Origin of the sequence: Cryptosporangium minutisporangium, from assembly GCF_039536245.1 — a bacterium.
Taxonomy (GTDB): domain Bacteria; phylum Actinomycetota; class Actinomycetes; order Mycobacteriales; family Cryptosporangiaceae; genus Cryptosporangium; species Cryptosporangium minutisporangium.
Map to the genome: position 1 here is coordinate 116,399 of NZ_BAAAYN010000024.1, position 22,520 is coordinate 138,918.

The 22,520-nt window shown below is 71.7% G+C and carries 20 protein-coding genes; 12 read left to right on the forward strand and 8 right to left on the reverse strand.

What is annotated here, in order from left to right; all coding sequences use genetic code 11:
* Positions 1–18 precede the first annotated feature (18 nt).
* The 4 genes from ABEB28_RS19555 to ABEB28_RS19570 are packed head-to-tail and all read right to left on the reverse strand — an operon-like array spanning position 19 to position 3,545.
* On the reverse strand, positions 19–726 hold the full coding sequence (locus ABEB28_RS19555; protein ID WP_345729586.1) for a GntR family transcriptional regulator: 708 nt from the start codon (positions 724–726) through the stop codon (positions 19–21).
* Complete coding sequence (locus tag ABEB28_RS19560) at positions 726–1,172, reverse strand: Zn-ribbon domain-containing OB-fold protein (protein ID WP_345729587.1); 447 nt, start codon at positions 1,170–1,172, stop codon at positions 726–728. The genes ABEB28_RS19555 and ABEB28_RS19560 overlap by 1 nt, the downstream gene beginning before the upstream one ends.
* On the reverse strand, positions 1,169–2,284 hold the full coding sequence (locus ABEB28_RS19565) for a thiolase family protein (RefSeq protein WP_345729588.1): 1,116 nt from the start codon (positions 2,282–2,284) through the stop codon (positions 1,169–1,171). Before ABEB28_RS19565 ends, ABEB28_RS19560 begins: the two co-directional genes overlap by 4 nt.
* A gap of 40 nt (positions 2,285–2,324) precedes the next feature.
* On the reverse strand, positions 2,325–3,545 hold the full coding sequence (locus tag ABEB28_RS19570) for a CaiB/BaiF CoA transferase family protein (RefSeq protein ID WP_345729589.1): 1,221 nt from the start codon (positions 3,543–3,545) through the stop codon (positions 2,325–2,327).
* Positions 3,546–3,624: 79 nt separating this feature from the next.
* Between ABEB28_RS19570 and ABEB28_RS19575 the strand changes: the two genes are divergently transcribed.
* The 12 genes from ABEB28_RS19575 to ABEB28_RS19630 all read left to right on the forward strand — a co-directional run bounded on the left by ABEB28_RS19575 (position 3,625) and on the right by ABEB28_RS19630 (position 17,996).
* Complete coding sequence (locus ABEB28_RS19575) at positions 3,625–4,845, forward strand: amidohydrolase family protein (protein WP_345729590.1); 1,221 nt, start codon at positions 3,625–3,627, stop codon at positions 4,843–4,845.
* Between the two features lie 3 nt (positions 4,846–4,848).
* A complete protein-coding gene (locus ABEB28_RS19580; protein ID WP_345729591.1) occupies positions 4,849–6,324 on the forward strand; it encodes an aldehyde dehydrogenase family protein in 1,476 nt (491 codons plus the stop codon).
* Between the two features lie 14 nt (positions 6,325–6,338).
* A complete protein-coding gene (locus ABEB28_RS19585; RefSeq protein WP_345729592.1) occupies positions 6,339–6,524 on the forward strand; it encodes a ferredoxin in 186 nt (61 codons plus the stop codon).
* A gap of 1 nt (position 6,525) precedes the next feature.
* On the forward strand, positions 6,526–7,293 hold the full coding sequence (locus ABEB28_RS19590) for an SDR family NAD(P)-dependent oxidoreductase (RefSeq protein WP_345729593.1): 768 nt from the start codon (positions 6,526–6,528) through the stop codon (positions 7,291–7,293).
* A 31-nt stretch (positions 7,294–7,324) separates the two neighbouring features.
* A complete protein-coding gene (locus ABEB28_RS19595; protein WP_345729594.1) occupies positions 7,325–7,747 on the forward strand; it encodes a nitroreductase family deazaflavin-dependent oxidoreductase in 423 nt (140 codons plus the stop codon).
* Positions 7,744–9,009: a cytochrome P450 gene (locus tag ABEB28_RS19600; RefSeq protein WP_345729595.1), complete on the forward strand. Its 1,266-nt coding sequence runs from the start codon at positions 7,744–7,746 to the stop codon at positions 9,007–9,009. The genes ABEB28_RS19595 and ABEB28_RS19600 overlap by 4 nt, the downstream gene beginning before the upstream one ends.
* Positions 9,006–10,052, forward strand: a complete 1,047-nt coding sequence (locus ABEB28_RS19605) for an aminoglycoside phosphotransferase family protein (protein WP_345729596.1) — start codon at positions 9,006–9,008, stop codon at positions 10,050–10,052. The genes ABEB28_RS19600 and ABEB28_RS19605 overlap by 4 nt, the downstream gene beginning before the upstream one ends.
* Positions 10,053–10,088: 36 nt before the next feature.
* Positions 10,089–10,889 (forward strand): ABC transporter ATP-binding protein, encoded by an 801-nt coding sequence (locus ABEB28_RS19610; protein WP_345729597.1) that lies wholly within the window; start codon positions 10,089–10,091, stop codon positions 10,887–10,889.
* Entirely contained in the window at positions 10,886–13,759 is a 2,874-nt protein-coding gene (locus ABEB28_RS19615; RefSeq protein WP_345729598.1) for an ABC transporter permease subunit, read from the forward strand. Before ABEB28_RS19610 ends, ABEB28_RS19615 begins: the two co-directional genes overlap by 4 nt.
* Before the next feature lie 29 nt (positions 13,760–13,788).
* Positions 13,789–15,075 carry an ABC transporter substrate-binding protein gene (locus tag ABEB28_RS19620; protein WP_345729599.1) on the forward strand — a complete coding sequence of 429 codons (1,287 nt, stop codon included), beginning with the start codon at positions 13,789–13,791 and terminating at the stop codon, positions 15,073–15,075.
* A gap of 216 nt (positions 15,076–15,291) precedes the next feature.
* On the forward strand, positions 15,292–16,245 hold the full coding sequence (locus tag ABEB28_RS19625) for an anti-sigma factor RsbA family regulatory protein (RefSeq protein ID WP_345729600.1): 954 nt from the start codon (positions 15,292–15,294) through the stop codon (positions 16,243–16,245).
* A 131-nt stretch (positions 16,246–16,376) separates the two neighbouring features.
* Positions 16,377–17,996 carry an MFS transporter gene (locus ABEB28_RS19630; protein ID WP_345729601.1) on the forward strand — a complete coding sequence of 540 codons (1,620 nt, stop codon included), beginning with the start codon at positions 16,377–16,379 and terminating at the stop codon, positions 17,994–17,996.
* On the opposite strand, the gene ABEB28_RS19635 is transcribed toward ABEB28_RS19630, so the two are convergent.
* From ABEB28_RS19635 to ABEB28_RS19650, 4 genes are read right to left on the reverse strand one after another with little or no spacing between them, the layout of a single operon-like run.
* Positions 17,898–18,644, reverse strand: coding sequence for an SRPBCC family protein (locus ABEB28_RS19635; RefSeq protein WP_345729602.1), 747 nt, complete (start codon positions 18,642–18,644; stop codon positions 17,898–17,900). The two genes, ABEB28_RS19630 and ABEB28_RS19635, sit on opposite strands and share 99 nt — an antisense overlap.
* A gap of 4 nt (positions 18,645–18,648) precedes the next feature.
* Positions 18,649–19,503: an FAD binding domain-containing protein gene (locus ABEB28_RS19640; protein WP_345729603.1), complete on the reverse strand. Its 855-nt coding sequence runs from the start codon at positions 19,501–19,503 to the stop codon at positions 18,649–18,651.
* Complete coding sequence (locus ABEB28_RS19645; protein ID WP_345729604.1) at positions 19,500–22,013, reverse strand: xanthine dehydrogenase family protein molybdopterin-binding subunit; 2,514 nt, start codon at positions 22,011–22,013, stop codon at positions 19,500–19,502. The genes ABEB28_RS19640 and ABEB28_RS19645 overlap by 4 nt, the downstream gene beginning before the upstream one ends.
* The gene (locus tag ABEB28_RS19650; protein ID WP_345729605.1) at positions 22,010–22,495 is read right to left on the reverse strand and encodes a (2Fe-2S)-binding protein; all 486 of its coding nucleotides are present in this window, start codon (positions 22,493–22,495) and stop codon (positions 22,010–22,012) included. Before ABEB28_RS19650 ends, ABEB28_RS19645 begins: the two co-directional genes overlap by 4 nt.
* Positions 22,496–22,520 lie beyond the last annotated feature (25 nt).

Here is a 22,520-nt window from a genome sequence, read left to right on the forward strand (position 1 = left end):
CCTGCCGACGCTCCTGCCTCACTCGCCGAGGACCCCGCGGTGCCGGAGGAGCCGGACCGCGCTCTTGCCCGCGCGGCGGAAGGTGTCGACGAGTTGCCGCTCGGCACCCTCGCCGTCGCCGGCCTCGATGGCGGTGACGACGCCGTGCATCGCGGTCTGATGAGCCTGCAGGGTCTCGGGAACCTCGACGAAGAAGTTGCCGGGGATGATCGTGCCGGTCAACAGTCCCCCGACCGCGGTGAGCCGGTGGGAGTGCGCCGCACCGAGCAGCCGGGTGAGTAGTCGGCGGTTCGCCGCCCAGAACTCGTCGGCGTCGGTGACCGATCCCAGCACGCCGTCGAGCGCGCGGAGCTCGGCGAGGTCCTCGGGCGTGCCGCGCTCGGCGGACCGGCGCGCGGCCAGGCCGTAGACCAGCCCGATGATCTCGTAGTGGTCGTGGACGGTGTTCTCGTCCAGCCCGGCGACGTAGGCGCCGCGGTGGGCCTCGGCCCGCAGCCACCCTTCCCGGTCCAGCGCGATGATGGCTTCCCGCACCGGAAGGCGGCTCACGCCGAGCCGGTCGGCGAGTTCCTCCTGCCGGACGCGATCGCCGGCCCGCAGCTTGCCCTCGAAGATCAGGCGCCGGATGGCGGCGGCGACCCGCTGGGCGCCGGTCTGGCGCACCGTGCCGGGGAAGTGCCCGCTGTCCCATCCGCTGACGTACTCGTTGTCCGGCGTCTTGCGCACTAGGACTTCCCTTCGTCCGCCGTCGGAGGCTCACCCGGTGCGTCCCGGGGCCGGAAGCGCGGTACCACGACGTCGGGTCGAACGGTGTCGTAGACGACCTCGACCGGCAAGCCGACCCGCACGTCGCCTGGATCACACCCGACCAGATCGCTGTGGAAGAACGGACCCTCCGCCAGCTCGATCACCGCGAGCACGTACGGCACCTCGTCGGCCAGGTCGCGGTCGTAGGCGTGGTGGTAGACGGTCCAGGTGTGGACCGTTCCCCGTCCGGAGGCCGGCTCCCACGCCATCGACGCGGCACCGTGCTGCGGACAGCTGGACGCCGGCCAGAACGCGCGGCCGCAGCCACCACAGCGCTGGACGAGGAACTCCGCGCGGAGGCACGCGTCCCAGAACGGCGCGTCGAGGTCGTCCGGGACGACGTCCCGGGGCCCGGGCCTGCTCACGCCGCACCGAGCAGCATCGTCGCGTGCGACCAGGTGTTCTGCACGCCCCCGTTGCCACCGTGGCCGCTGACCAGCGCGATCCGTGCGCCCGGCACCTGGGTGGCGCCGCCGTCGCCGCGCATCTGCAGCACCCCTTCGACGATCGCGGTGAAACCGGCAGCGTAGTAGCCGGAGAGCTGACCGCCGCCGGTATTGGTCGGGATCAGACCGCCGAGCCCGGTCTGGCCGGCGGCGTGCAGCGGGCCGCCGTCGCCGGGCGCGCAGAAGCCGTACGCCTCCAGCTGCATGATCGGCGAGATCGTGAACGGGTCGTAGAGCGCGGCCACGTCGACGTCGCCGACGTCGATGCCGGCCTGGCCGAACGCGGTCACCTTCGCGGTGGCGACGTCGTCGTGGTGGTCGAAGACCTCGCCGGTCCACCAGTTGCGGAGGTTGTGGCCGGTGCCGAGGCCCAGGATCGGGACGTGGCGTCCGGGCAGGTCGCGGGCCTGTTCGGTGCTGGTGACCACGAGCGCGACCCCGCCGTCGGTGTCCCGGCAGCAGTCCAGCCTGCGGAACGGATCGACGACCAGCGGCGAGGCCTGGTGGTCGGCCGGGGTGAGCGGTGCGCCGTACCCGAGCGTGCCCGGCCGCACGGCGGCGTGGGCGCGCTGCGCCACCGCGACCGCGGCGAGGTGCTCGACCGTGGTGCCGTAGCGGTGCATGTGCCTGCGGGCGTGCAGCGCGTGCGCGCCGGCCGCGCCGATCAGCCCGTACATCGCCGGGTAGCCGTAGCGGAAGCCGCCGTAACCGCCGACGCGCCCGTCCGGCCGGCGAACGCCCGCCGTCGGTGCCGCGCCGTACACGCACACCACCGTCGTGGCCTGTCCGGTGAGGATCGCCCCGATCGCGTTCAGCACCGACCAGATCGCGGTGGCGCCACCGGCCTGCATCGTCCAGGCGAAGTGTGGCGCGAGGCCGAGGTAGCGGACGTCGTCGAAGGCCTCGCTGGAGGTGCCGATGTACCCGTCGACGCGACCGCGCTCGACGCCCGCGTCGGCCAGGGCCAGTTCCAGCGCGCGGCGGCGCAGTTCGCGCGGTGGGACGCCCAGCCGCCGCCCTTGCTCAGTCACCCCGAGCCCGGCCACGGAGAACGCTCCGGAACTCCAGTGATCAGCCAACGACGCCCGCCGATCGGAGCGTCTCGATGTCGGCGGGGGTGTAGCCGAGCCACGACAGGACGTCCTCCGTCTGTGCTCCCAGGGCCGGTGCCGCCGCCCGGGGACCCACCGGCGTGTCACCGAAGTCCAGCGGGGTGTTCACCGTCAGCGTGCCGGTACCGGGCAGCTCGACCAGGCCCCCTGCCGCGAGGAACTGCTCGTCGACGAGCACGTCCTCGATGGTGTTGACCGGCTCGGCCCAGACGTCGCACTCGTCGAAGATCGTGAGCCACTCCGCACGCGACTTCTCCGCGAAGAGGGCGTCCAGCGAGGCGATGAGTTCCTGGGCGTGCTGCTGACGCGCGGAAGACGTCGCGAAGCGTTCGTCGGTGAGCCACGAGGGCCGCCCGACCGCCCGGACCAGCGGTGGCCAGTGCCGGTCACGCTCGAGGCCGATGAGCCAGACCCACCGATCGTCGGCGCAGCGGTAACAGTTGACCGTGGGGCTCGCCATCACGTCCCGGCGCGCGGTGGCCATCGGCGCACCGAACTGCAGCGCGATGCTCAAGTCCGACGCGAGGAGATAGGTGCCCCAGCGGTAGAGGGAGGAGCTGACCAGCTGTCCCCGGCCCGTCCGTTCCCGGGCCAGCAGCGCCGCCGCCACCCCGCCGGCCAGCGCCACCGCCGCCGAGCGGTCTCCCATCGCGCCCCGCTGGAACGGTGGCGTGCCGCCGGGAACGGTCAGCGACGCCGCGATTCCACTGCGGGCCCAGAACGCGCCGGTGTCGTAGCCGGGCGCGTCGGCGTGCGGACCGCGGAGGCCGTAGCCGGTCATCAGCGCGTAGACCAGCCGGGGGTGGCGCCCGAGCGTGGATTCGTGGTCCAGCCCGAGCCGCGCCAGTGCCGGCATCCGCATGTTCGTGACCAGGACATCGGCCTGCCCGAGCAGCTTCTCGACCACCTCGCGCCCCTGGTCGGACTTCAGGTCGACCGCCACCGAGCGCTTCCCCCGGTTGCTGACGTCGAACGTCGGGTTGCCGCCCTCGGCCGGAGCGCCGGGCGGGCGCAGCCCTTCCAGGTGCCGCTGCGGGTCGCCGCCGAGCGGCTCGACCTTGACGACGGTGGCTCCCCAATCGGCGAGGACGGCGGCCGTGGCCGGTCCCGCGACCCAGAGCGCGATCTCCACGACCACGACGCCCTCGAGCGGACGAGACCCCGGCGGAGCTCCGCACATCGTTTCTCCCCATGGCCTTGACTTGGATCCAATATAAAGTCCAAATATACAGTAGCCAATTCAGCCATTGGAGGAACGCGTGTCGAAGGACACCAGCAAGCCGGACCTCACCTGGCTCATCTCGGTGGACGACCACATCCTGGAGCCCCCGAACGTGTGGCAGGACCGGGTGCCCGCCAAGCACAAGGACCGCGCACCGCGGATGGTCCCGGGCGAGCACGGCGAGGTCTGGGTCTACGAGGACAAGCGGATCCCCACCTCGGGCCTGTCCGCCGCAGCGGGGCGCAAGAAAGAGGAGTTCAGCCCGAAGCCGCTCAGCTACGGCGACATGCGACCCGGGTGTTACGACTCGGCCGCGCGCCTCGACGACATGAACCAGGCCGGCATCCTGGCCTCGCTCTGCTTTCCGTCCTTCCCCCGGTTCTGCGGCCAGATCTTCGCCGAGGCGCAGGACAAGGAGCTCGCCCTGCTCTGCGTTCAGGCGTACAACGACTGGCTCATCGAGGAGTGGTGCGGAGCCGCACCGGGCCGCTACATCCCGATGACGCTGATCCCGCTCTGGGATCCGGTCGCCGCCGCTGCGGAGATCGAGCGCTGCGCAGGCAAGGGCAGCCGGGCGATCGCGTTCTCCGAGAACCCGGCGCCGCTGGGCTTACCCACGATCCACGACCCGTCCGGTTACTGGGACCCGGTGATGTCGGCCGCGCACGACGCCGACCTGGTGGTGTGCATGCACGCCGGCTCCTCGTCGACGATGCCGAAGATCTCGCCGAACGCCCCGGTGCTGGCGAACATGGCCTGGGGGCCGGTTCGGGCCAGCGGCGCGATGCTGGAGTGGCTGTTCAGCCCGTACCTGCAGAACCTGCCGAACCTCCGCATCGCGCTGTCGGAGGGCGGCGTCGGCTGGATCCCGTACTTCCTGGAGCGCGCCGAGCAGGTACTCGACAAGCAGCGTCACTGGGCCTCGAAGGCGGCCGGTGTGGACCTCTACGGCGCGATGGGGCAGAGCGGCCGGCAGGTCGACCTGCACGCGCTGGACCTGCGCACGACGTTCCGCGAGCACGTCTACGGGTGCTTCATCGACGACATCCACGCGATGAACAGCGTCGCGGAGATCGGCGAGGACAACGTGATGATCGAGACCGACTACCCGCACACCGACTCCACCTGGCCGGACAGCATCCACCTGGCCCACGAACGGCTGGCGCACCTGCCGGAGTCCACCCAGTACAAACTGCTGCGGGGCAACGCCGAGCGGGTGTTCCGGTTCACGCCGGCCGAGCCTCCCGTACCGGCGTAGCCGATGGCCTCGCATCTCACGGCCGGGCAGCTGTACCTCGGCGGCCGGCCGGTGCCCGGACGAGGCAACCCGTTGCCGGTCGAGGACCCCGCCACCGAGGAAGTCTTCACCACGGTCCCCACCGCGGACGCCGCACAGGTCGAGGCGGCGATCGCCGGATCGTACGACGCCTTCGTCTCCGGCGTGTGGGCGTCCGTTCCGGTCGCGGGCCGCGTCGCGGCGCTCGGCCGGATGGCGGACTGGCTGGACACCCGCCGCGAGGAGCTCGTCGAGACCGCGGTCCGGGAGGTCGGTGCGCCGCTGCGGCTGGCGCAGTGGGCGCAGGTCGGCATGTCGATCGACCAGGCACGGCAGCTCCCCGCGCTGTTCGCCACGCTGCCCGAGTGGGAGCACAACGAGCTGCCGCTCGCCGATCTGGTCGGCGCGAAGGACGTGCTGCTCAGCATCCGGCGCTACGAGCCGGTCGGGGTCGTCGCCGCGATCACCCCGTACAACTTCCCGCTGCAGACGAACGTCTGGAAGGTCTTCTCCGCGCTGGCCGCGGGCTGTTCGGTGATCCTGCGGCCGAGCCCGCTGACGCCGCTGACCGCGCTGGCGCTGGGCGAGGCGGCCGTCGCGGCGGAGCTGCCGCCCGGCGTCCTGAACGTGATCGTCGAGGAGGGCACCCACGGCGCGGAGAAGTTGACCTCCGATCCACGGGTCGACTGCGTCTCGTTCACCGGCTCGACGACGGTCGGGCGGCGGATCGCGGCGCAGGCGGCCCCCACCGTCAAGCGGCTGGTGCTCGAGTTGGGCGGCAAGTCCGTGCAGCTCTACCTGCCGGACGCCGTCGAGCGGGTCGGGGCCGGGGCGGCGACGGTCTTCGCGTCCCACTCCGGCCAGGCCTGCACCGCGCAGACCCGCGTGCTGGTCCCGCGGGACGCGCTGGACGCGACGCTGGAGCGCCTGGCGGGCACCGCCGCGGCGCTGTCCCCCGGTGATCCGCGCAATGCCAACACCCTGGTGGGGCCGCTGATCAGCGCCGCCCAGCGGCAGCGGGTCGAGGGCCTGGTCGCCGAAGGGATCAAGGCAGGCGCCACGCTCGTCGCCGGGGGCGGCCGGCCTTCGCACCTCGACCGGGGCTACTTCGTCGAGCCGACCGTCCTACTCGTCGAGGACAACTCGAACCCCGTCGCGCAGCGCGAGGTGTTCGGCCCGGTGGTCACCGTTCAGGGTTACCGCGACGTGGACGAGGCGATCGCGATCGCCAACGACACCGAGTACGGGCTGGGCGGCGGCGTCTACACCGCGGACCTGTCTGCCGGGCTGGCGCTCGCGGGGCGCATCCGGTCGGGCACCGTGCAGGTCAACCGGTCGGCCGCGACCGCCTACACCCCGACCGGCGGGGTCAAGCAGAGCGGCATCGGCCGCGAACGGGGGGTCGCCGGTCTGCGCGAATACCAGGAGACCAAACACGTCGTCGTGGGGCCGGCGTCGTGAGCGTGGCCGTCGCCGTGGATCGAGACCGGTGCCAGGGCAGCGGCGCCTGTCTCTTCCACGCCGAGATCACGTTCGGCCTCGACGCCGACGACCGCGTCGTCCTGGGGGACGACCGCGACCCCGAGGCGGCGCTGCGCGCGGCCGCCGACGCCTGTCCGACGCAGGCGATCAGCCTCGCCGACCCTCATCAGGAGGCCTGAGATGCGGCTCACCGACAAATCCGTCGTCATCACCGGCGCCGGCTCCGGGGTCGGCCGCGCGTCGGCCCTGCTGTTCGCCGCCGAGGGCGCCCGGGTGGTCTGCGCCGACCTGCGGGCGGATTGGGCCGCCGAGACCGTCGAGTTGGTCATCGAGAACGGCGGTACCGCGGTCGCGCAGCACTGCGACGTCACGCGCGAAGGCGACGTCGAGGCGGCCGTCGCGACCGCAACGGAGAGCTTCGGGCGCCTGGACGTCATGTTCAACAACGCGGGGGTCACCGGTCTGAAGCCCGGGAGCACGTTCGAAGTGGACACCGCCGAGGACTTCGAGCGGCTGACGGCGATCAACGTCCGCGGCGTGTTCTTCGGCTGCAAACACGCGGTCCGGACGTTCAAGGCCCAGGGCGGCGGCGGGGTGATCGTGAACACCGGGTCGATCGCCGGGATGGTCGGCTTCGGCAGCGTGCTCTACGGCGCCACCAAAGCGGCGATCAACCAGCTCACCCGCGGGGTCGCGATCGAGTGCGCCGCGGAGGACATCCGCTGCAACGCGATCTGCCCCGGGACGATGCCGCTCACCAACTTCATCCGGATCGGTGCGGGCCCTCCTCCGGAGGACTACCTGCGGATGGCGGCCGGCCTCCAGCCCAACGGGCGCTACGTCACCGCCGAAGACTGTGCGGCGGCCGCGCTCTTCCTCGCCTCCGACGACGCCAAGAACATCACCGGCGTTCTTCTGCCGGTCGACGGCGGCTACGTCGCGCGCTGATTCAGGAGCCCCCATGGAACTGGAGCCCCGTATGGAACTGGATCTTTCGCTCTTCGGCGCCGAGCACGTCCGCCGCTACCGGGAAACCGGCGGCGCGGAGGGCTATCTCTGGAACGGCGTCCCGACCCTGATCCTCACCACGACCGGGCGCCGCAGCGGCCTCCCCCGCGACACCCCGCTGATCTACGGCGACGACGGCGGCACCGGCGTGGTGATCGCGTCCCAAGGGGGCGCACCGACCCACCCGCAGTGGTACCTGAACCTGGTCGCCGACCCGCAGGTCCGAGTGCAGGTCGAAGCGGATCGGTACACCGCCGTCGCGCGCACCGCCGAGGGCGCCGAACGCGAGCGGCTCTGGCGGCTGATGGCCGCCGTCTGGCCCAGCTACGACGTCTACCAGCAGCGGACCGACCGGATCATCCCGGTCGTGGCCCTGGAACGGACCACCCGATGACCGTCAACGACCATCCGCTGCTCGACCCCGCCCGGCTGCGCGAACTGTTCGACCTGCGCAGCAGCGTCTACGCGAGCCGAGGCGGCGCGTTCGAGGGTGATCCCTACCCCGCCTTCCACGCGCTGCGCGAGAGCGGACCGGTCCACCCGGGTACTCCCGGCGAGCTGGTCGGCTTCACCGGGCCGGCGTTCTTCTCCGGTCTGCCGCACCCCGACCGGCCCCACTTCACCGTGTTCGACTACGCGACGTGCAACGAGGTCGTCCGCGACGTCGACACGTTCTCGGCCTCGGAGCACGCACCGGGCACCGAGGCGCACGAGCGCGAACGGATGCTGCTCTACATGGACGGTGACCGCCACAAGCGGCACCGCACCCTGGTGCAGTCCGCGTTCGTACCGAAGCGCGCCCGCTGGTGGATCGAGAACTGGATCGACCAGACCGTCCACGCGCTCATCGACACGTTCGAGGCCAACGGGAAGGCCGACCTCAACGTCGAGTACTTCGCCGCGATCCCGCTGCTGACGATCTGCGGGAGCTTCGGCATCGGCGTGCCCGACGCACTGGACATCCGCGCCGCGGTCACCGCGGACGGACAGGGCATGGAGCTGTTCGGCCGCCTGGTCAAGCCGATCATCGAGGCCCGCCGGATCGAGCCGGCGGACGACCTGATCAGCGTCCTGGTGCAGGCCGAGGTGGACGAGGAGACCGGGGACCGGCACCGGCTGTCCGACTCGGAGGTGCTGATCTTCGCCTACCTCCTGCTGGCCGCGGGCTCCGGGACCACCTGGAAGCAGCTCGGAATCACGATGCTGAGCCTGCTCGGCCACCCCGTCTGGCTGGAGCGCGTGCGCGCGGAGCCGGAGCTCCTGCGCGCCGTGGTCGAGGAGTCGATGCGGTGGATGCCGACCGACCCCGCCTTCGGCCGATTCGCGACCCGCGACACCGCGCTGCACGGCGTGCCGATCCCGCGCGGAGCGGTCGTACACGTCTGCTTCGGCGCGGCCAACCGCGACCCGCAGCGCTGGGAACGTCCCGACGAGTTCGACCCCGGCCGGCCGCTGCAGGCCAACCTGGGCTTCGGCGGCGGCGCGCACATCTGCCTCGGTATGCACGTCGCCCGTGCCGAGATCCGGACCGCGATCGCCGCGCTGCTCCAGCGCCTGCCCGGCCTCCGCCTGGATCCCGACGCCGAGCCGCCGCGCATCATCGGCATGTACGAGCGGGGCCCGACCAGCGTGCCGGTGGTCTGGAGCGTGCCATGACCGTTCCGATCCCCCGTGAGCTCGACGAGCTGCTCTCGCCGGAGTGGCTCACCGCCGCACTCGGGCGCCGGTTCCCGGGTGTCGTCGTCACCGCCGCCGTCCCGGGGCCGGTGATCAGTCGGGTCGCGACCAACGCCCGGTTCCGGATCGAGTGCGCGGGCGGCGTACCGGACGGCCTCTCCTCCGATCTCTGCGCCAAGGGATACTTCTCCGACGCCGGCCGCGCCTTCCGGCACGCCGGGATCCCGGAGGCCGGTTTCTATCGGGACGTCGCGGCCTACGCCGGCGTCCGCACGCTGCACAGCGTCTACGCGGACGTCGATCCCGCGGACGGCTACGGCGTGGTGATCACCCACGACGTGATCGCCGAGGGCGGTACGTTCCTCGACGCGCTCAGCGAGTACACCCCCGACCAGGCCGCCGAGAGCCTCGCGCAGCTGGCCGCGCTGCACGCAAGCACCTGGGGTGATTCCCGGCTCGCCGGCCTCCGCTGGCTGGCACCGCGGCTCCGCAGCTACCTGCAGCTGCGCGGCGTCACCGAGATCCGGGACAACTTCGCCGGGCCGATCGGCGCGGGCGTTCCGGCCGAGGTGCGCGACGCCGACCGGCTCGTCCGGGCGTATCGGGCGCTCGCCGACGAGGCGTCCGGCTCGGCGCCCTGGTCGGTCATCCACGGCGACGCCCACGTCGGCAACGTCTACCTCGACCGCGCCGGCTGCCCCGCGTTCCTCGACTGGCAACTGGTGCAGCGCGGGCCGTGGTACCTCGACGTGGGCTATCACCTCGCGTCCGCGCTGACCGTCGACGACCGGAGGCGGACCGAGCGGGACCTGGTCCGGCACTACCTCGACCGGCTCCGCGCGGGCGGCGTCGAGACGCCGTCCGAGGCGGACGCGTGGCGCGGGATCCGGCGCGGCTTCGTCCACGGCTTCTACCTGTGGGGCATCACGCTCAAGGTCGACCCGGCGGTGACCAGCGTCCTGCTGACCCGCCTCGGCACAGCGGCCGCCGACCACGACGCGTTCGGGACGCTCATTCCCTGATCACGCGCTCACCAGCCACGACTGCGAGGAGGCAGCGTGTCCGATGACGATGCGGAACACGAGAGATCGCCGGTGCTCCGGCTGCGGGACGTCACGGTTCGCTTCGGTGGCGTCGTCGCGCTCGACGCGGTGGACCTCGACCTGTCCCCCGGCGAGACGCTCGGCATCATCGGTCCGAACGGCGCCGGCAAAACCACGCTGTTCGACGTGGTGTCCGGGCTCCGCGCGCCCGCGACCGGCACGGTGGAGTTCGCCGGTGACGACATCACCCGCCGCTCCCCCGCCACCCGCGCCCGGCTCGGGCTGCGCCGGACCTACCAGGCGACGCAGGTGTTCGGCTGGCTGTCGGTGGAGGACAACGTCCTGACCGCGCTGGAGTGGCGCGGCGGAGGCGGTGGGTTCGTCAGCGACCTGCTCCGGTTACCGGCGCGGCAGCAGCGGGAGCGGAGCCGGCGCGAGCGCGTCCGCGAGGTACTCGACCTCTGCGGTATCAGCGAGTACGCCGCCCGGAACGCCGGAGGCCTACCACTCGGTGTCGCCCGTCTGGTGGAGCTGGCTCGGGCGATCGTCGATCCGCCCGCGGTGTTACTGCTCGACGAGTCGACCTCCGGCATGGACGCCGACCAGGCCGCGATCCTGATCAGCCGGATCGAGGCGGTCGGACGCGAGACCGGCTGCGCGATGCTCCTGATCGAACACGACATGGAGTTCATCGTCGGGCGCTGCGACCGGATCGCCGTCCTGGACTCCGGTCGCCTGCTCGCGCAGGGCACGCCCGCGGAGATCCAGGCGAATCCGGACGTCCGCCGCGCCTACCTCGGCGAGGTGGCCGCGTGATCGAGCTCCTCGCGCTCGTCGTGTCGGGTGCGGTGACCGGTGCGCTCTTCGCGATCATGGCGTCCGGCATCGTGCTGACCTACCAGTCGTCCGGCACGCTCAACTTCGCCCACGGCGCGATCGCGTTCGTCACCGCGTACCTCTTCTACCAGCTCAACACCGGGCTGGGCGTGCCGCGGTGGGCGGCGTTCGTGATCTGCGTGCTGCTGTTCGCGCCCGGCCTCGGCATCCTCCTCAACCGCCTGTTGTTCCGACGCCTGGCCACCGCGCCGGTCTACGCCCGCATCGTCGGCACGATCGGCATCTACGTCGCCCTCCCCGCGCTGGCGCAGTTCGTCGTCAAGCAGATCAACGAACACGGCGGCACGCTCCCGACCACGGACAACGTGTACGAGACGCCGGGCCTGGGCCCGGTGCCCGCCGAACGGTGGACGCTCTTCACCGGCGTCGTGCTCGACACCGACCAGATCGCGGTGCTGGTGGTGGCGGCGCTGACCGCCGCCGGTTTGTGGTTGCTGATGAACCGCACTCGGATCGGCTTGGCGATGCGGGCCGACGTCGACCGCCGCGAACTGGCGATCCTGCGCGGCATCGACACCGCACGCGTCTCCGATACCGCCTGGGCGGTCAGCAGCGGGCTGGCCGGGCTCGGCGGCGTCCTGATCAGCCCGTTGTTCGGGCTCGGCGACACCCTCTACACCCTGCTCGTGCTGGGCTCGCTCGGCGCGGTCGTGCTGGCCCGGTTCCGGTCGATTCCGCTGGCGCTGCTCGGCGGACTGTTGCTGGGCGTCGTCGCGAACCTGGTGGCGGGGTACGCGGATCGGGTGCTGCCGGACGTCATCGCCGGTCTCTCGGGGCTGCGCTCGGCCGTGCCCTACCTGCTGACGCTCATCGGCCTGCTGATCCTGGCGCGGCGGCAAGGGCGGCTCGGTGGGCTGTCCGCGCGGGAGAGTCCCCCACCCGATCACCGCGACGATCTGCCGGTCTGGCGTCGCCGACTGCCCTGGCTGGTCGTCGTCGCCGCGTTGTTGGTGTTCGGATTGTTCCTGGCGTCGCCGCTGTGGCAGAACCTGCTCGCGCTGGGCGCGGTGTTCGCCGTCATCTATCTGTCGTTCGTCGTGGTCACCGGGATGGGCGGCATGGTGAGCCTGGCTCAGGCCATGTTCGTGACCACCGGGGCCTTCCTCACCGGCTGGCTCTTCAACCACCAGTTCCCGGTCGGAGTCCTCGGCGTCCTGCCCGACGGCTACCTCCACGAGATCCCGATCGTCGTGCTCTCCGCCGTGGTCGCCGGGTCGGTCGGCGCCCTCATCGCGTTGCCGATCCGCCGCCTCGGTGCCCTGGCACTGGCGCTGGCGACCCTCTCCCTGGCGTTCGTCGCCGACCTGCTGGTGTTCAAGGTCGACGCGATCCGCAATACCACCGCCGGGTGGACGGTCACGGCGGGGTCGCTCGGACCGGTGGACTTCTCGGACCAGCGCGTCATGTTCGTCGCGGTACTCGTCCTCTTCGGCGGACTCACCTGGACGATCACGAACCTGCAGCACTCGGCGTCTGGCCGGGTGATCTACGCGGCACGCAGCTCGGACATCGCCGCCCGCACGGTCGGCCTGGCTCCGGACCGGACACGGGTCCTCACGTTCGCCTTCTCGGCGGCGATCGCCGGGCTCGGCGGGTCGCTCTACGTTCTCCAGGCCGGCTCGTTCACCGACAGCACCACGCCGCCGATCGCCGGGCTGATCTGGCTCGTCACGATCGCGACCCTGGGGGTACGGCGCCCGGCGGGCGCGCTGCTGGCCGGATTCCTCACCGCGGCCGGGAGCGAGTTGCTCGTGGCGCTGTTCGGCTGGACCGAGGGCGCGGAGTCGTTCGTCGGGGATCCCGAGTTCCTCGCGGCCCTGCTGGGTCTGGGCGCCATCGGACTGGCGCAGAACCCGGACGGCGCGCTCGCGCTCAGCGGCGCCCACCGACGCGAACGCAAGGCACGCCGGGAGCGGCGGTTGCGGCCGGCCACCACGGATGAGGTGGCCGCATCGGTGTCGCTCTCCGACCCTCCGCGGACGCCGCCCACGCTCGCGGCGGCGCCCGTCTCGCCCGCACCGGCGGGGACCACCGGGCCGGTTCCGGAGCCGGGAGCCGCGGCACCCGCACTGCGGCTGCACGACGTCCACGCCGGCTACGACGGGCGCGAGGTCTTGCACGGCGTCGACCTGACGCTCACCGCGGGACGCGTCGTCGCGCTGGTCGGGCCGAACGGCGTCGGCAAGACCACGCTCTGCAACGTCGCCGGAGGCCTCGTCGTGCCGACGTCCGGCGCGATCGACGTCGCGGGCTCCGACGTCACCGGCGAGCCGGCCTTCCGCCGCAGCGCGCGGGGCATCTTCGTCGCCCCCGAGGGGCGGGGCATCTTCCCCGGCCTCACCGTCGAGGAGAACCTGGCGATCCGGATGCGTAGCGCGGAGCTTCGGACGGCCGCCTACGACCGGCTCCCGGCGCTCCGGAACCGCCGCGGGGTCCGCGCCGGCGCGCTCTCCGGCGGCGAACAGCAGATGCTGGCGCTGGCGCCAGCGCTGGTCAGCCCGCCGTCCGTGCTCCTCGCGGACGAACCGACGCTCGGCCTCGCACCGAAGGTGGCCGAGCAGATCTTCGCGGCCATCGTCGAGCTGCGGGAGCAGGGCACCGCGATCCTCCTGATCCAGGAGCGGGCCGCCGAGGCCCTCCGGCTGGCGGACGAGGTCGTGCTGATGGCGCCCGGCCGCGTCGTCTGGACCGGTCCTCGCTCGGAGATCGACCTCGACCGGATCGCCGAGGACTACCTGGCGGTCCGCGCTGCCACGGTGACCCCCACGAATCCCGTGCCCGCCGAGTGAAACCCCCGTACATCGAACAAGGGAGTCCGATGGCACCGACACGCACGATGGCACCCAGCGGAAGATGGCGCCGAGCCGGAGGGCGCGCGCTGTGCGCCGCCGTCACCGTGGCGGCCGTACTGGCCGGCTGCACCTCGACCTCCACCGACGGTCGCCGCGACACCGACAAGGCGGTCGTCGGCGACGACTCGGCCGGCCTGAGCGACACCGAGATCCACGTCGGTGTGGTGGTGGGCAACAAGCAGTTCGCCGACGCGGCCGTCGGTATCCAGGCCCGGTTCCAGCAGGCCAACGACGCCGGCGGGGTCCACGGCCGGAAGATCGTCGTCGACAAGGTCGCCGACGACGGCGGGACCGCCGCCTCCGCGGTCACCGCGGTACGGTCGCTGGTCCAGCAGGACGGGGTCTTCGCGCTGGTGACGACGTCGAGCTTCCTCGCGAACACCAAGCCGTTCATCGAACAGCAGGGGGTGCCGACGTTCGGATTCGGATTCGACGACGCCTGGTGCAACAGCGACTACACGTTCGCCTACAACGGCTGCCCCGCGGGCACCACGGCGCACACCTCGAACATCGCCCACTTCGTCGGCCAGCTCTTCCCGGACAAGACCGTCAAGGGCCACACGATCGCGGTCGTCGGCGACGACGGCGCGTCGTCGATGCGGACCGCACGCCTCTACGCGAGCGTCATCAAGGCCCAGGGCGGCAACCTCGTCCTGACGCAGAACACGATGCCGGGAGCGACGTCTGCGCCGGTCTCGGACTACACCCCGTACGCCACCGAGGTGATGCGCAGCGCCGGCGGCAAAGCGCCCGAGTACGTCATGACGATCACAACGGCGCAGAACACGCTCGGTATGACCAAGGCGCTGCTCGGCGCCGGCTACCGCGGCATCCGCCAGGACTTCACGATGTACGACCCGCGCCTGGTCCGGGCGGCGGCCGGTGGCAACGAGCTGATGTCGATGCAGCCGTGGGAGGTCGACACGCCCCGGATGAAGGAGTCGATCGCGGCGATCCGGGCCGTGAAGGCGGATCAGCGGCTGACGCTTCCGCTCGGGTACGGCTACTGGTCGGCCGACATGTTCGTGAAGATGCTGGAGAAGGCCGGTAAGGACCTGTCCCGCAGTTCACTGGTGACGATGCTCAACGACGACTTCAGCATGGTCGACGGTGAAGGGGTCGGGAAGCTGGAGTTCCCGCGGATGCACGGCGAGTCGGCCGGCTGCCTCGCCTGGGTCAGCAGCGACGGGAAGAAGTACACGGTGCGGGCGAAGCTGTCCTGCGTCGAGCTGATCGACAACCCCGTGGCCTGAGCGACGCGACGCCCGGGGGGGANGCCCGGCGTGCGGTACCAGCCGCGGCGAGCAGGGACCACCCGATCGGTGCCGAGGGCCCTGACCGGGACGGGCCCGACCGTCGGCGGCCGCCCGGTGTACCGTCCCGTTGGGTGCGCTTGGCTCGGGAGGTAATCGGATGACAGGGGCACGCCTCGCGGAGCGGCTCCAGTTGGGTGACGCGGCGGTGGGTGCATGACGGCCGCGGTCAACGAGTTCGACCACCCGGCGCTGTTCTACCGCGACGACGAGGAGTACCTGGCCGGCACCGTGCCGTTCATCCGCGAAGGGCTCGCCGCCGGGGAACCCGTCGCGGTAGCCGTTCCCGGACCGAACCTGCACCTGATCCGGGACGCCCTCGGCGCCGACGCCGAGCAGGTGCTGCTGCGCGACATGACGGTGGTCGGCCGCAATCCGGGCCGCATCATCCCCGCGGTGCTGCTCGCCTTCGCGAACACCCACCCCGGGCGGCGCGTGCGCCTGATCGGCGAACCGATCTGGGCCGGCCGCAGCCCGTCGGAGTACCCCGCCTGCGCCCAGCACGAGGCTCTGATCAACGCCGCCTTCACCGATCGGTCCGCGACGATCCTCTGCCCGTACGACACCGGGTCGCTGGATCCGGCGTGGGTCGAGGACGCGTACCGGACGCACCCGGTTCTGCTCGAGGCCGGTCTCCGCTTCGACAGCGCCGAGTACGCCGATCCGCTCGCGGTCGCGGCGAGCTTCAATCAGCCGCTGTCCGACCCACCCGCCGACGCCGCGACGCTCACCGTCGGTCTGCAGGCCCTGGCGGCCGTGCGTCGCTTCGTCACCGAGCACGCCCAGCGCGCGGGCCTACCGGACGAGCGGATCGTCGATCTCACGATCGTGATCACGGAACTCGCCGAGAACGCCGTCGAACACGGCGGCGGCACCGGCCATCTCGCGGTCTGGGCCGACGGCGAGGATCTGATCTGCCAGCTGACCGACCGTGGGTACCTCGCCGACCCGCTCGCCGGGCGGATCCCGGTCACCGACCACACCCGCCAGGGGGGCCGCGGGCTCCTGCTGATCAACCAACTCAGCGACCTCGTTCGCGTGCACACCACGCCGGTCGGCACGAGCACCCGGATCTACCTGAGCCGTCAGTCGGTCACCGAATCCGTGTAGCCGGTCGACTCCGGGACAGCCTGACTGACCTCTTTGTCCTGTGAACCAAGCGGGATCATTCTCGCACTCTGGTTGTCTCCTTTCACTCTAAGTCCGTGATTTCGCTCTCAGCACACGCTTACCCTGTCGCAGTGAACTCCCGTGCCGCTCTGACTGCTTTGGGTGCTTCCGCGTTCGTCTACGTCACCGCCGAAGCCGTTCCGGTGGGACTGCTCCCGGAGATCGCGTCCGACATGTCGGTCAGCGAGGCGGATATCGGTTTGTTGCTGACGAGTTACGCAGCGGTTGCGGCGCTGACGTCGGTCCCCCTGACCGCGGTGACGATGCGCGTCCCGCGACGGCGGTTGATCGCCTGCACCATCGCGGCGTTCGCGGTCTCGCAGCTGGCGGCCGCGTTCGCTCCGACGTTCGTGCTGCTGGTCATGGCGCGGATGATGTGCGCGCTGGTGCACGGGATGTTCTGGGCGACGATCGCGCCGGTCGCCGCCCGCCTGGTCGCGCCGGAGCACCGCGGCCGGGCGACCGCGCGGGTCTTCCTCGGCAACTCGCTCGCCATCGTCCTGGGTGTACCGCTCGGCACCGCGCTCGGTCAGTGGTTCGGCTGGCGGCTCGTGCTGGTGGGTCTCGCGGTGGGCGGTGCGGCCTGCGTCGCGGCGGTGCTCTTCCTGCTACCGGCCTTGCCGCCGCTGCCGGCCGACGTCGCCACACCGGCCGGACAGCGGCTGCGCAACGCCGTGCTGGTCCTGCGCTCGGGGCCGCTCGTCGCGGTCTGCAGCGTCACCGCCGTCCTGATGACCGGCGTGTTCTCCGCCTACACCTTCCTCGCGCCCCTGGTCCGGCGCGACGCCGGCCTGGAAGGCCCGGCGTTGAGCGTGCTGCTGCTCGGGTTCGGCGCCGCCGGTCTGGTCGGCACCTGGCTCATCGGACGCTGGATCGATCGGTACCCCGGGCTCCTGCTGAGCGTGCTGATCACGGTGATCATCGCCGCGCTGGCTCTGCTCGCACCGGCGCTGGGACCGGTGCCGACGGTCATCGCGGTGCTCGCGTGGGGTGCGGCGATGACGGCCGCGCCGATCGTCCTGCAGGCCGCGGTGCTCCGCGTCGCACCGCACGCCGCGGACGCGGGGTCAGCGGTCTACGTCGTGGCGTTCCAGATCGGCATCGGCGGTGGATCGCTGTTGGGAGAGCGGATCGTCCGCGCGGACCGGCTCGAGGCGCTGCCGTTGGTCGCCCTGGTGCTCGCCGCGGTGGCGTGGGTGATCGTGCGGGCGTCCCGCAGGGCCTTCCCGCTGCGGCTGGCGACCCAACCGGCGACGGCCGCGCCCACCCCCGCACCGCCCGCAACTGCCCCGGCGGCGCCCGCGCCGACCCCGGCAACGCCCGCGCCGGCCGCAGGCGGCCACTGGGTTCACGGCCGCCACTTCGCTGAACCGTCGAACACCCCGGCCTTCAACTGGTTCCAGAAGCCGTCGCAGGCCGTCAGCGGTGACGCTCGTCGGCAGCCGCCGGAGCAACGCCTCCCGGCTCCTCCACTCGACCGACGTGGTCTCACCCAGCCGCGGAACCCCTTGTGGTGGCTGCCGGAGGAGATCGGCGACACGACCGTGCACAGTGGAGCCCCGACTGGGAACTCCACCGCGCACGGTCCGCGCTCAGCGCCGCGCCCGCCGTTTGAACAGGCGGACGACCAGGGCCAGCGCCACCACCACGGCGAGCGCCGGTTTCCAGTAGGACCGGATCACGACCGGTAGGACGGTCGCCCCGAGGTCGAGCGCCTCCGGCTGCGACGGCTGCGCGGGCCGGTCCACCCGACCCTGCGCTGGCGTCGACGCCGGTGCGACCGCGGGCGTCCCGGCTCCCGCCGATGGCGCGGCCGGCTCGGTGGCCGGCGCATCGACCCCGGCCGGCGAACCAGTTCCCGCCAACGGCGTCGGGGTGGTGTCGGCGACCTCCGCCGGCCCCAGCTGCTGCTCCAGGCAGGCCACGAACTGTCCGAGCAGCTTGTCGGAGACCTCCTGGATCAGCCCACGCCCGAACTGGGCCGGTTTCCCGGTGACGTGGAGGTCGGTCACCACCTCGACGTCGGTCCCACCGCCGTCGGCCTCGGTCATCGTCACGGTCGCGGAGGCCGCCGCCGTTCCGTTGCCGCGTTTGTCCCGCCCCTTGGCCTCGACGACGAGCCGGTGCGCGCTCTCGTCCCGTCCGGTGAACGTGCCGGTGCCGTTGTAGACCAGCGCGATCGGCCCCAGCTTCACCTTGCAGGAGCCGGTGAACTCGTCGCCGTCCACCGAGGTGACCTGAGCCCCGGGGAAACAGCCGGCCAGCCCGGCGACGTCCTGGAACCGGACCCAGGTCTCGTCGACTCCGGCGGGGACGCGGAACTGATGGGTCAGATCCATCCGCTCACGCCCCTGCGGCCGCGAGCACGGCCCGTCGGGTGAGCACGCGCGCCAGGTGCTGCCGGTACTCGGCGTCGCCGTTCAGGTCCGACGGCGGGCTGGTGCCCTCGGCGGCCCGCGCGGCCGCCGGGGCGACCGCGTCGACCGCCGCCGGGACACCGGCGAGCGCGGTCTCGGTAGCGCGGGCTCGCAGCGGGGTCGAGCCCATGTTGGCGAGCCCGATCTTCGCCTCGGCGATGACGCCGCCCTCGGTGCGCACGGTCGCGGCGACGGCGACGATCGGCCACTGGTGGGCGATCCGGACGAACTTGGCGTGGTGCGCTCCCCAGCCGGTGTGCTTGGGAATCCGCACCTCGGTGAGGATCTCGTCGTCGCCGATCGCGGTCTCGAACAGCCCGACGAAGAACTCGTCGGCCGCAACGGTCCGGGTCCCGCCGGGCCCGGTGACGACGAACTGGCCGCCCAGCGCCAGCACCGGCGCGCCCAGGTCACCGGCCGGGTCGGCGTGGGCCAGCGCCCCACCGAACGTGCCACGGTGCCGGATCTGCGCGTCGGCGAGGTGCTCGACCGCCTTGGCGATCAGCGTCGCGTGCTCGGCCACCAGCGGGTCGGAGCCGACCACCGAATGTTCGGTCATCGCGCCGATCACGATCGCGTCGCCCTCGTCGCGGATGCCGCGCAGCGCGTCGATCCGGCCGAGGTCGATCACCACCTCGGGGGCGTTGAGCCGCATCCGCAGCACCGGCAGCAGGCTCTGGCCGCCGGCCAGGAGCTTGGCGTCGTCGCCGTGCTGGGACAGGGCCGCGACGGCTTCACCGATCGTGGTCGGGGCCAGGTAGTCGAACTGTGCGGGGATCACTGGCCAGTCCCTTCCGTGCTGTCGGTGCCGGGCTGCTCGGTATCACCGTGCTGGCCTGGTTCGCCTTCGGCAAAGTGGGGCATCGCCGCCCCCTGCGTGGGCGTGTGCGCCGAAGCCCCCTGGACCGCCTTCCACACCCGCTCCGGTGTGCAGGGCATCTGGATGTCGTGCACGCCGAGGTGGCGGACCGCGTCGACCACCGCGTTGACGACGGCGGGCGTCGAGGCGATCGTCCCGGCCTCACCGACGCCCTTGGTCCCCAGCGTGTTGCTGGTCGCGGGCGTCGTCGTGTGGTCGACGTCGAAGCTGATCGTGTCGGCCGCGGTGGGGAGCAGATAGTCCACGAGCGACCCGCTGACCAGGGTGCCGGACTCGTCGTACACGGCCTCTTCCCAGAGCGCCTGGGCGATGCCCTGCACCAGCCCACCGTGCACCTGGCCGGCGACGATCAGCGGGTTGATGACGTTGCCGATGTCGTCGCACGCCACGTACTTGCGCATCGTCAGCTCCCCGGTCTCGGTGTCCACCTCCATCGCGCACAGGTGGGTGCCGTGGGGGAAGCTGAAGTTGACCGGGTCGAACGTCGCGTCGCAGTCGAGCGAGGGCTCCACACCGTCCGGCATGTTGTGCGCGGTGAACGTCGCCAGCGCCACCTCGCCGATGCCGAGCCCCTGGTCGGTTCCCCTGACCTGGAACCGGCCACCGCTGAACTCCAGGTCCTCGACGGAGGCCTCGAGCAGGTGCGCGGCGATGACCTTCGCCTTCTCGACCACCTTGTCCGCGGCCCGGACGACGGCTTCACCACCGACGACCAGCGACCGCGAACCGTAGGTGTCCATGCCCTTGGCGGAGATCTGGGTGTCGCCGTGCAGCACCTCGACGTCCTCGAACGGGACGCCGAGCCGGTCCGCGACGATCTGGCTGAAGGCCGTCTCGTGCCCCTGGCCGTGTGGTGTCACACCGGTGACCACCTCGACCTTGCCGGTGGGGAGCATCCGGACGGTCGCGTGCTCCCAGCCGCCTGCGCCGTAGTCGAGCGAGCCCAGCACGCGGGACGGCGCGAGCCCGCACATCTCGGTGAACGTCGAGACGCCGATGCCGAGCTGGACCGGGTCGCCTGCCTCGCGCCGCTTCCGCTGCTCGGCTCGCAGCTCCTCGTAGTCGAACATCTCCTTGGCGCGAGCCGTCGCCGCCTCGTAGTTGCCCGAGTCGTAGGTGAGCCCGGCCACGGTGGTGAACGGGAACTGCTCGTGGGTGATCCAGTTCCGCTCCCGGATCACCAGCGGGTCCACGCCGACCTCGGCGGCGAGCTCGTCCATGATCCGCTCGATCGCGAACGTGGCCTCCGGCCGGCCGGCGCCGCGGTAGGCGTCGGTCCAGGTCTTGTTGGTCAGGACCGTCTGGCAGGCGAAGTGGTAGGCGGGGAACCGGTAGATCGCGTTGAACATGAACGCCCCGAGCACCGGGACGCCGCCGCCGACCAGCGCCACGTACGCGCCGAGGTCGGCGAGCAGCTCCACCTTCAGGCCGGTGACGGTCCCGTTCCGGTCGGCCGCGAGCGTCAGTTTCTGCCACTGGTCGCGCCCGTGGTGCGCGGAGACCAGCGACTCCGAGCGGGTCTCGGTGTACTTCACCGGCTTGCCGAGACGCCGGGCGAGGAGGAAGGCGATGAACTCCTCCGGCGTCGTCTGGAGCTTGCCGCCGAAACCGCCGCCGACGTCCGGCGCGATCACCCGGATCTTGGACTCCGCGACGCCGGTGACCGCGGCGAGCAGGAACCGCAGGATGTGCGGGATCTGGGTGGCCGACCACATCGTGATCTGCTCACCGGTCGGGTCGACGACGACCGAGCGCGGCTCCATGAACGCGGGGATCAGCCGCTGCTGGCGGTACTCGCGCTCGAGCACGATCCCGCCGCCGCGGGCCGTGGCGATCGCCGCCTCCACGTCACCGCCGGTCCCGGCCTCGGCGGAGTCGAACGTCCACAGCGCCGATTTGTTGGTGCCCAGCTCGGGGTGGGCCAGCGCGCCACCGTTCTCCGGCGTCGCGGCGGCGGCCTCCTTCAGGTCCAGTGCAGCCGGGAGCTCCTCGTACTCGACCTCCACCAGTTCGGCGGCGTCGCGCGCCTCCGCGGCGGTCCGCGCGGCCACCACGGCCACGATCTCACCGGCGAACGTGGCCCGGTCCACAGCGATCGGCGGGTGCACCGGGGTGGCCTGGTCGGGGGTGATCGGCCAGGCGTTGGGCAGGCCGCCCTGCTCCTCTTCGACGTCTCGCCCGGTGATCACCGCGACGACGTTGGGCGCCTCGGCGACGGCGGAGGTGTCGATGCTGACGATGCGCGCGTGCGCGTACGGGCTGCGGACCATCGCCAGGTGCAGCATGCCGGGGAGGGTGATGTTGTCGGTCCAGCGGGTGCGGCCGGTGATCAGCCGCTGGTCTTCCTTGCGCCGCCGGTCGCGGCCGATCTCGGCGGCGAGTGCGTCGGGGCGGTCGTCGACGGCGGTCACTGCTGACCTCCCACCGGGTCGCCCGAGTGCTGGGCGGCGTACTGCACGGCCCGGACGATGTTGTGGTAGCCGGTGCAGCGGCAGAGGTTCCCCTCCAGCCCGAGGCGAATCTCCTCCTCGGTCGGCCGGGGGTTCTCTTTCAGCAGGTCCACCGATTGCATGATCATCCCCGGCGTGCAGAAGCCGCACTGCAGGCCGTGGCATTCACGGAACGCCTCCTGGACGGGGTGGAGGCTGCCGTTGCTGGCGAGGCCCTCGATCGTGGTCACCTCGGCACCGTCGGCCTGGACCGCCAGTACGTTGCACGACTTCACGCTGCGGCCGTTGAGGTGAACCGTGCACGCGCCACAGTTGCTGGTGTCGCAGCCGATGACGGTGCCGGTCTTGCCCAGCCGTTCGCGGAGGTAGTGCACCAGCAACATGCGCGGTTCGACGTCGTCGGTGACGGTCGCACCGTCGACTTTGAGGCTGATTCGAGTCATGGGGGAGCTCCATCGTCCTTCAGCC

Bases quoted from the DNA above. Each gene is read 5' to 3' on its own strand.
- ABEB28_RS19620 (WP_345729599.1), top strand. From the start codon at position 13,789: ATGGCACCGACACGCACGATGGCACCCAGCGGAAGATGGCGCCGAGCC.
- ABEB28_RS19580 (WP_345729591.1), top strand. From the start codon at position 4,849: ATGGCCTCGCATCTCACGGCCGGGCAGCTGTACCTCGGCGGCCGGCCG.
- ABEB28_RS19650 (WP_345729605.1), bottom strand. From the start codon at position 22,495: ATGACTCGAATCAGCCTCAAAGTCGACGGTGCGACCGTCACCGACGAC.
- ABEB28_RS19570 (WP_345729589.1), bottom strand. From the start codon at position 3,545: ATGTGCGGAGCTCCGCCGGGGTCTCGTCCGCTCGAGGGCGTCGTGGTC.
- ABEB28_RS19595 (WP_345729594.1), top strand. From the start codon at position 7,325: ATGGAACTGGATCTTTCGCTCTTCGGCGCCGAGCACGTCCGCCGCTAC.
- ABEB28_RS19625 (WP_345729600.1), top strand. From the start codon at position 15,292: ATGACGGCCGCGGTCAACGAGTTCGACCACCCGGCGCTGTTCTACCGC.
- ABEB28_RS19590 (WP_345729593.1), top strand. From the start codon at position 6,526: ATGCGGCTCACCGACAAATCCGTCGTCATCACCGGCGCCGGCTCCGGG.
- ABEB28_RS19605 (WP_345729596.1), top strand. From the start codon at position 9,006: ATGACCGTTCCGATCCCCCGTGAGCTCGACGAGCTGCTCTCGCCGGAG.
- ABEB28_RS19635 (WP_345729602.1), bottom strand. From the start codon at position 18,644: ATGGATCTGACCCATCAGTTCCGCGTCCCCGCCGGAGTCGACGAGACC.
- ABEB28_RS19600 (WP_345729595.1), top strand. From the start codon at position 7,744: ATGACCGTCAACGACCATCCGCTGCTCGACCCCGCCCGGCTGCGCGAA.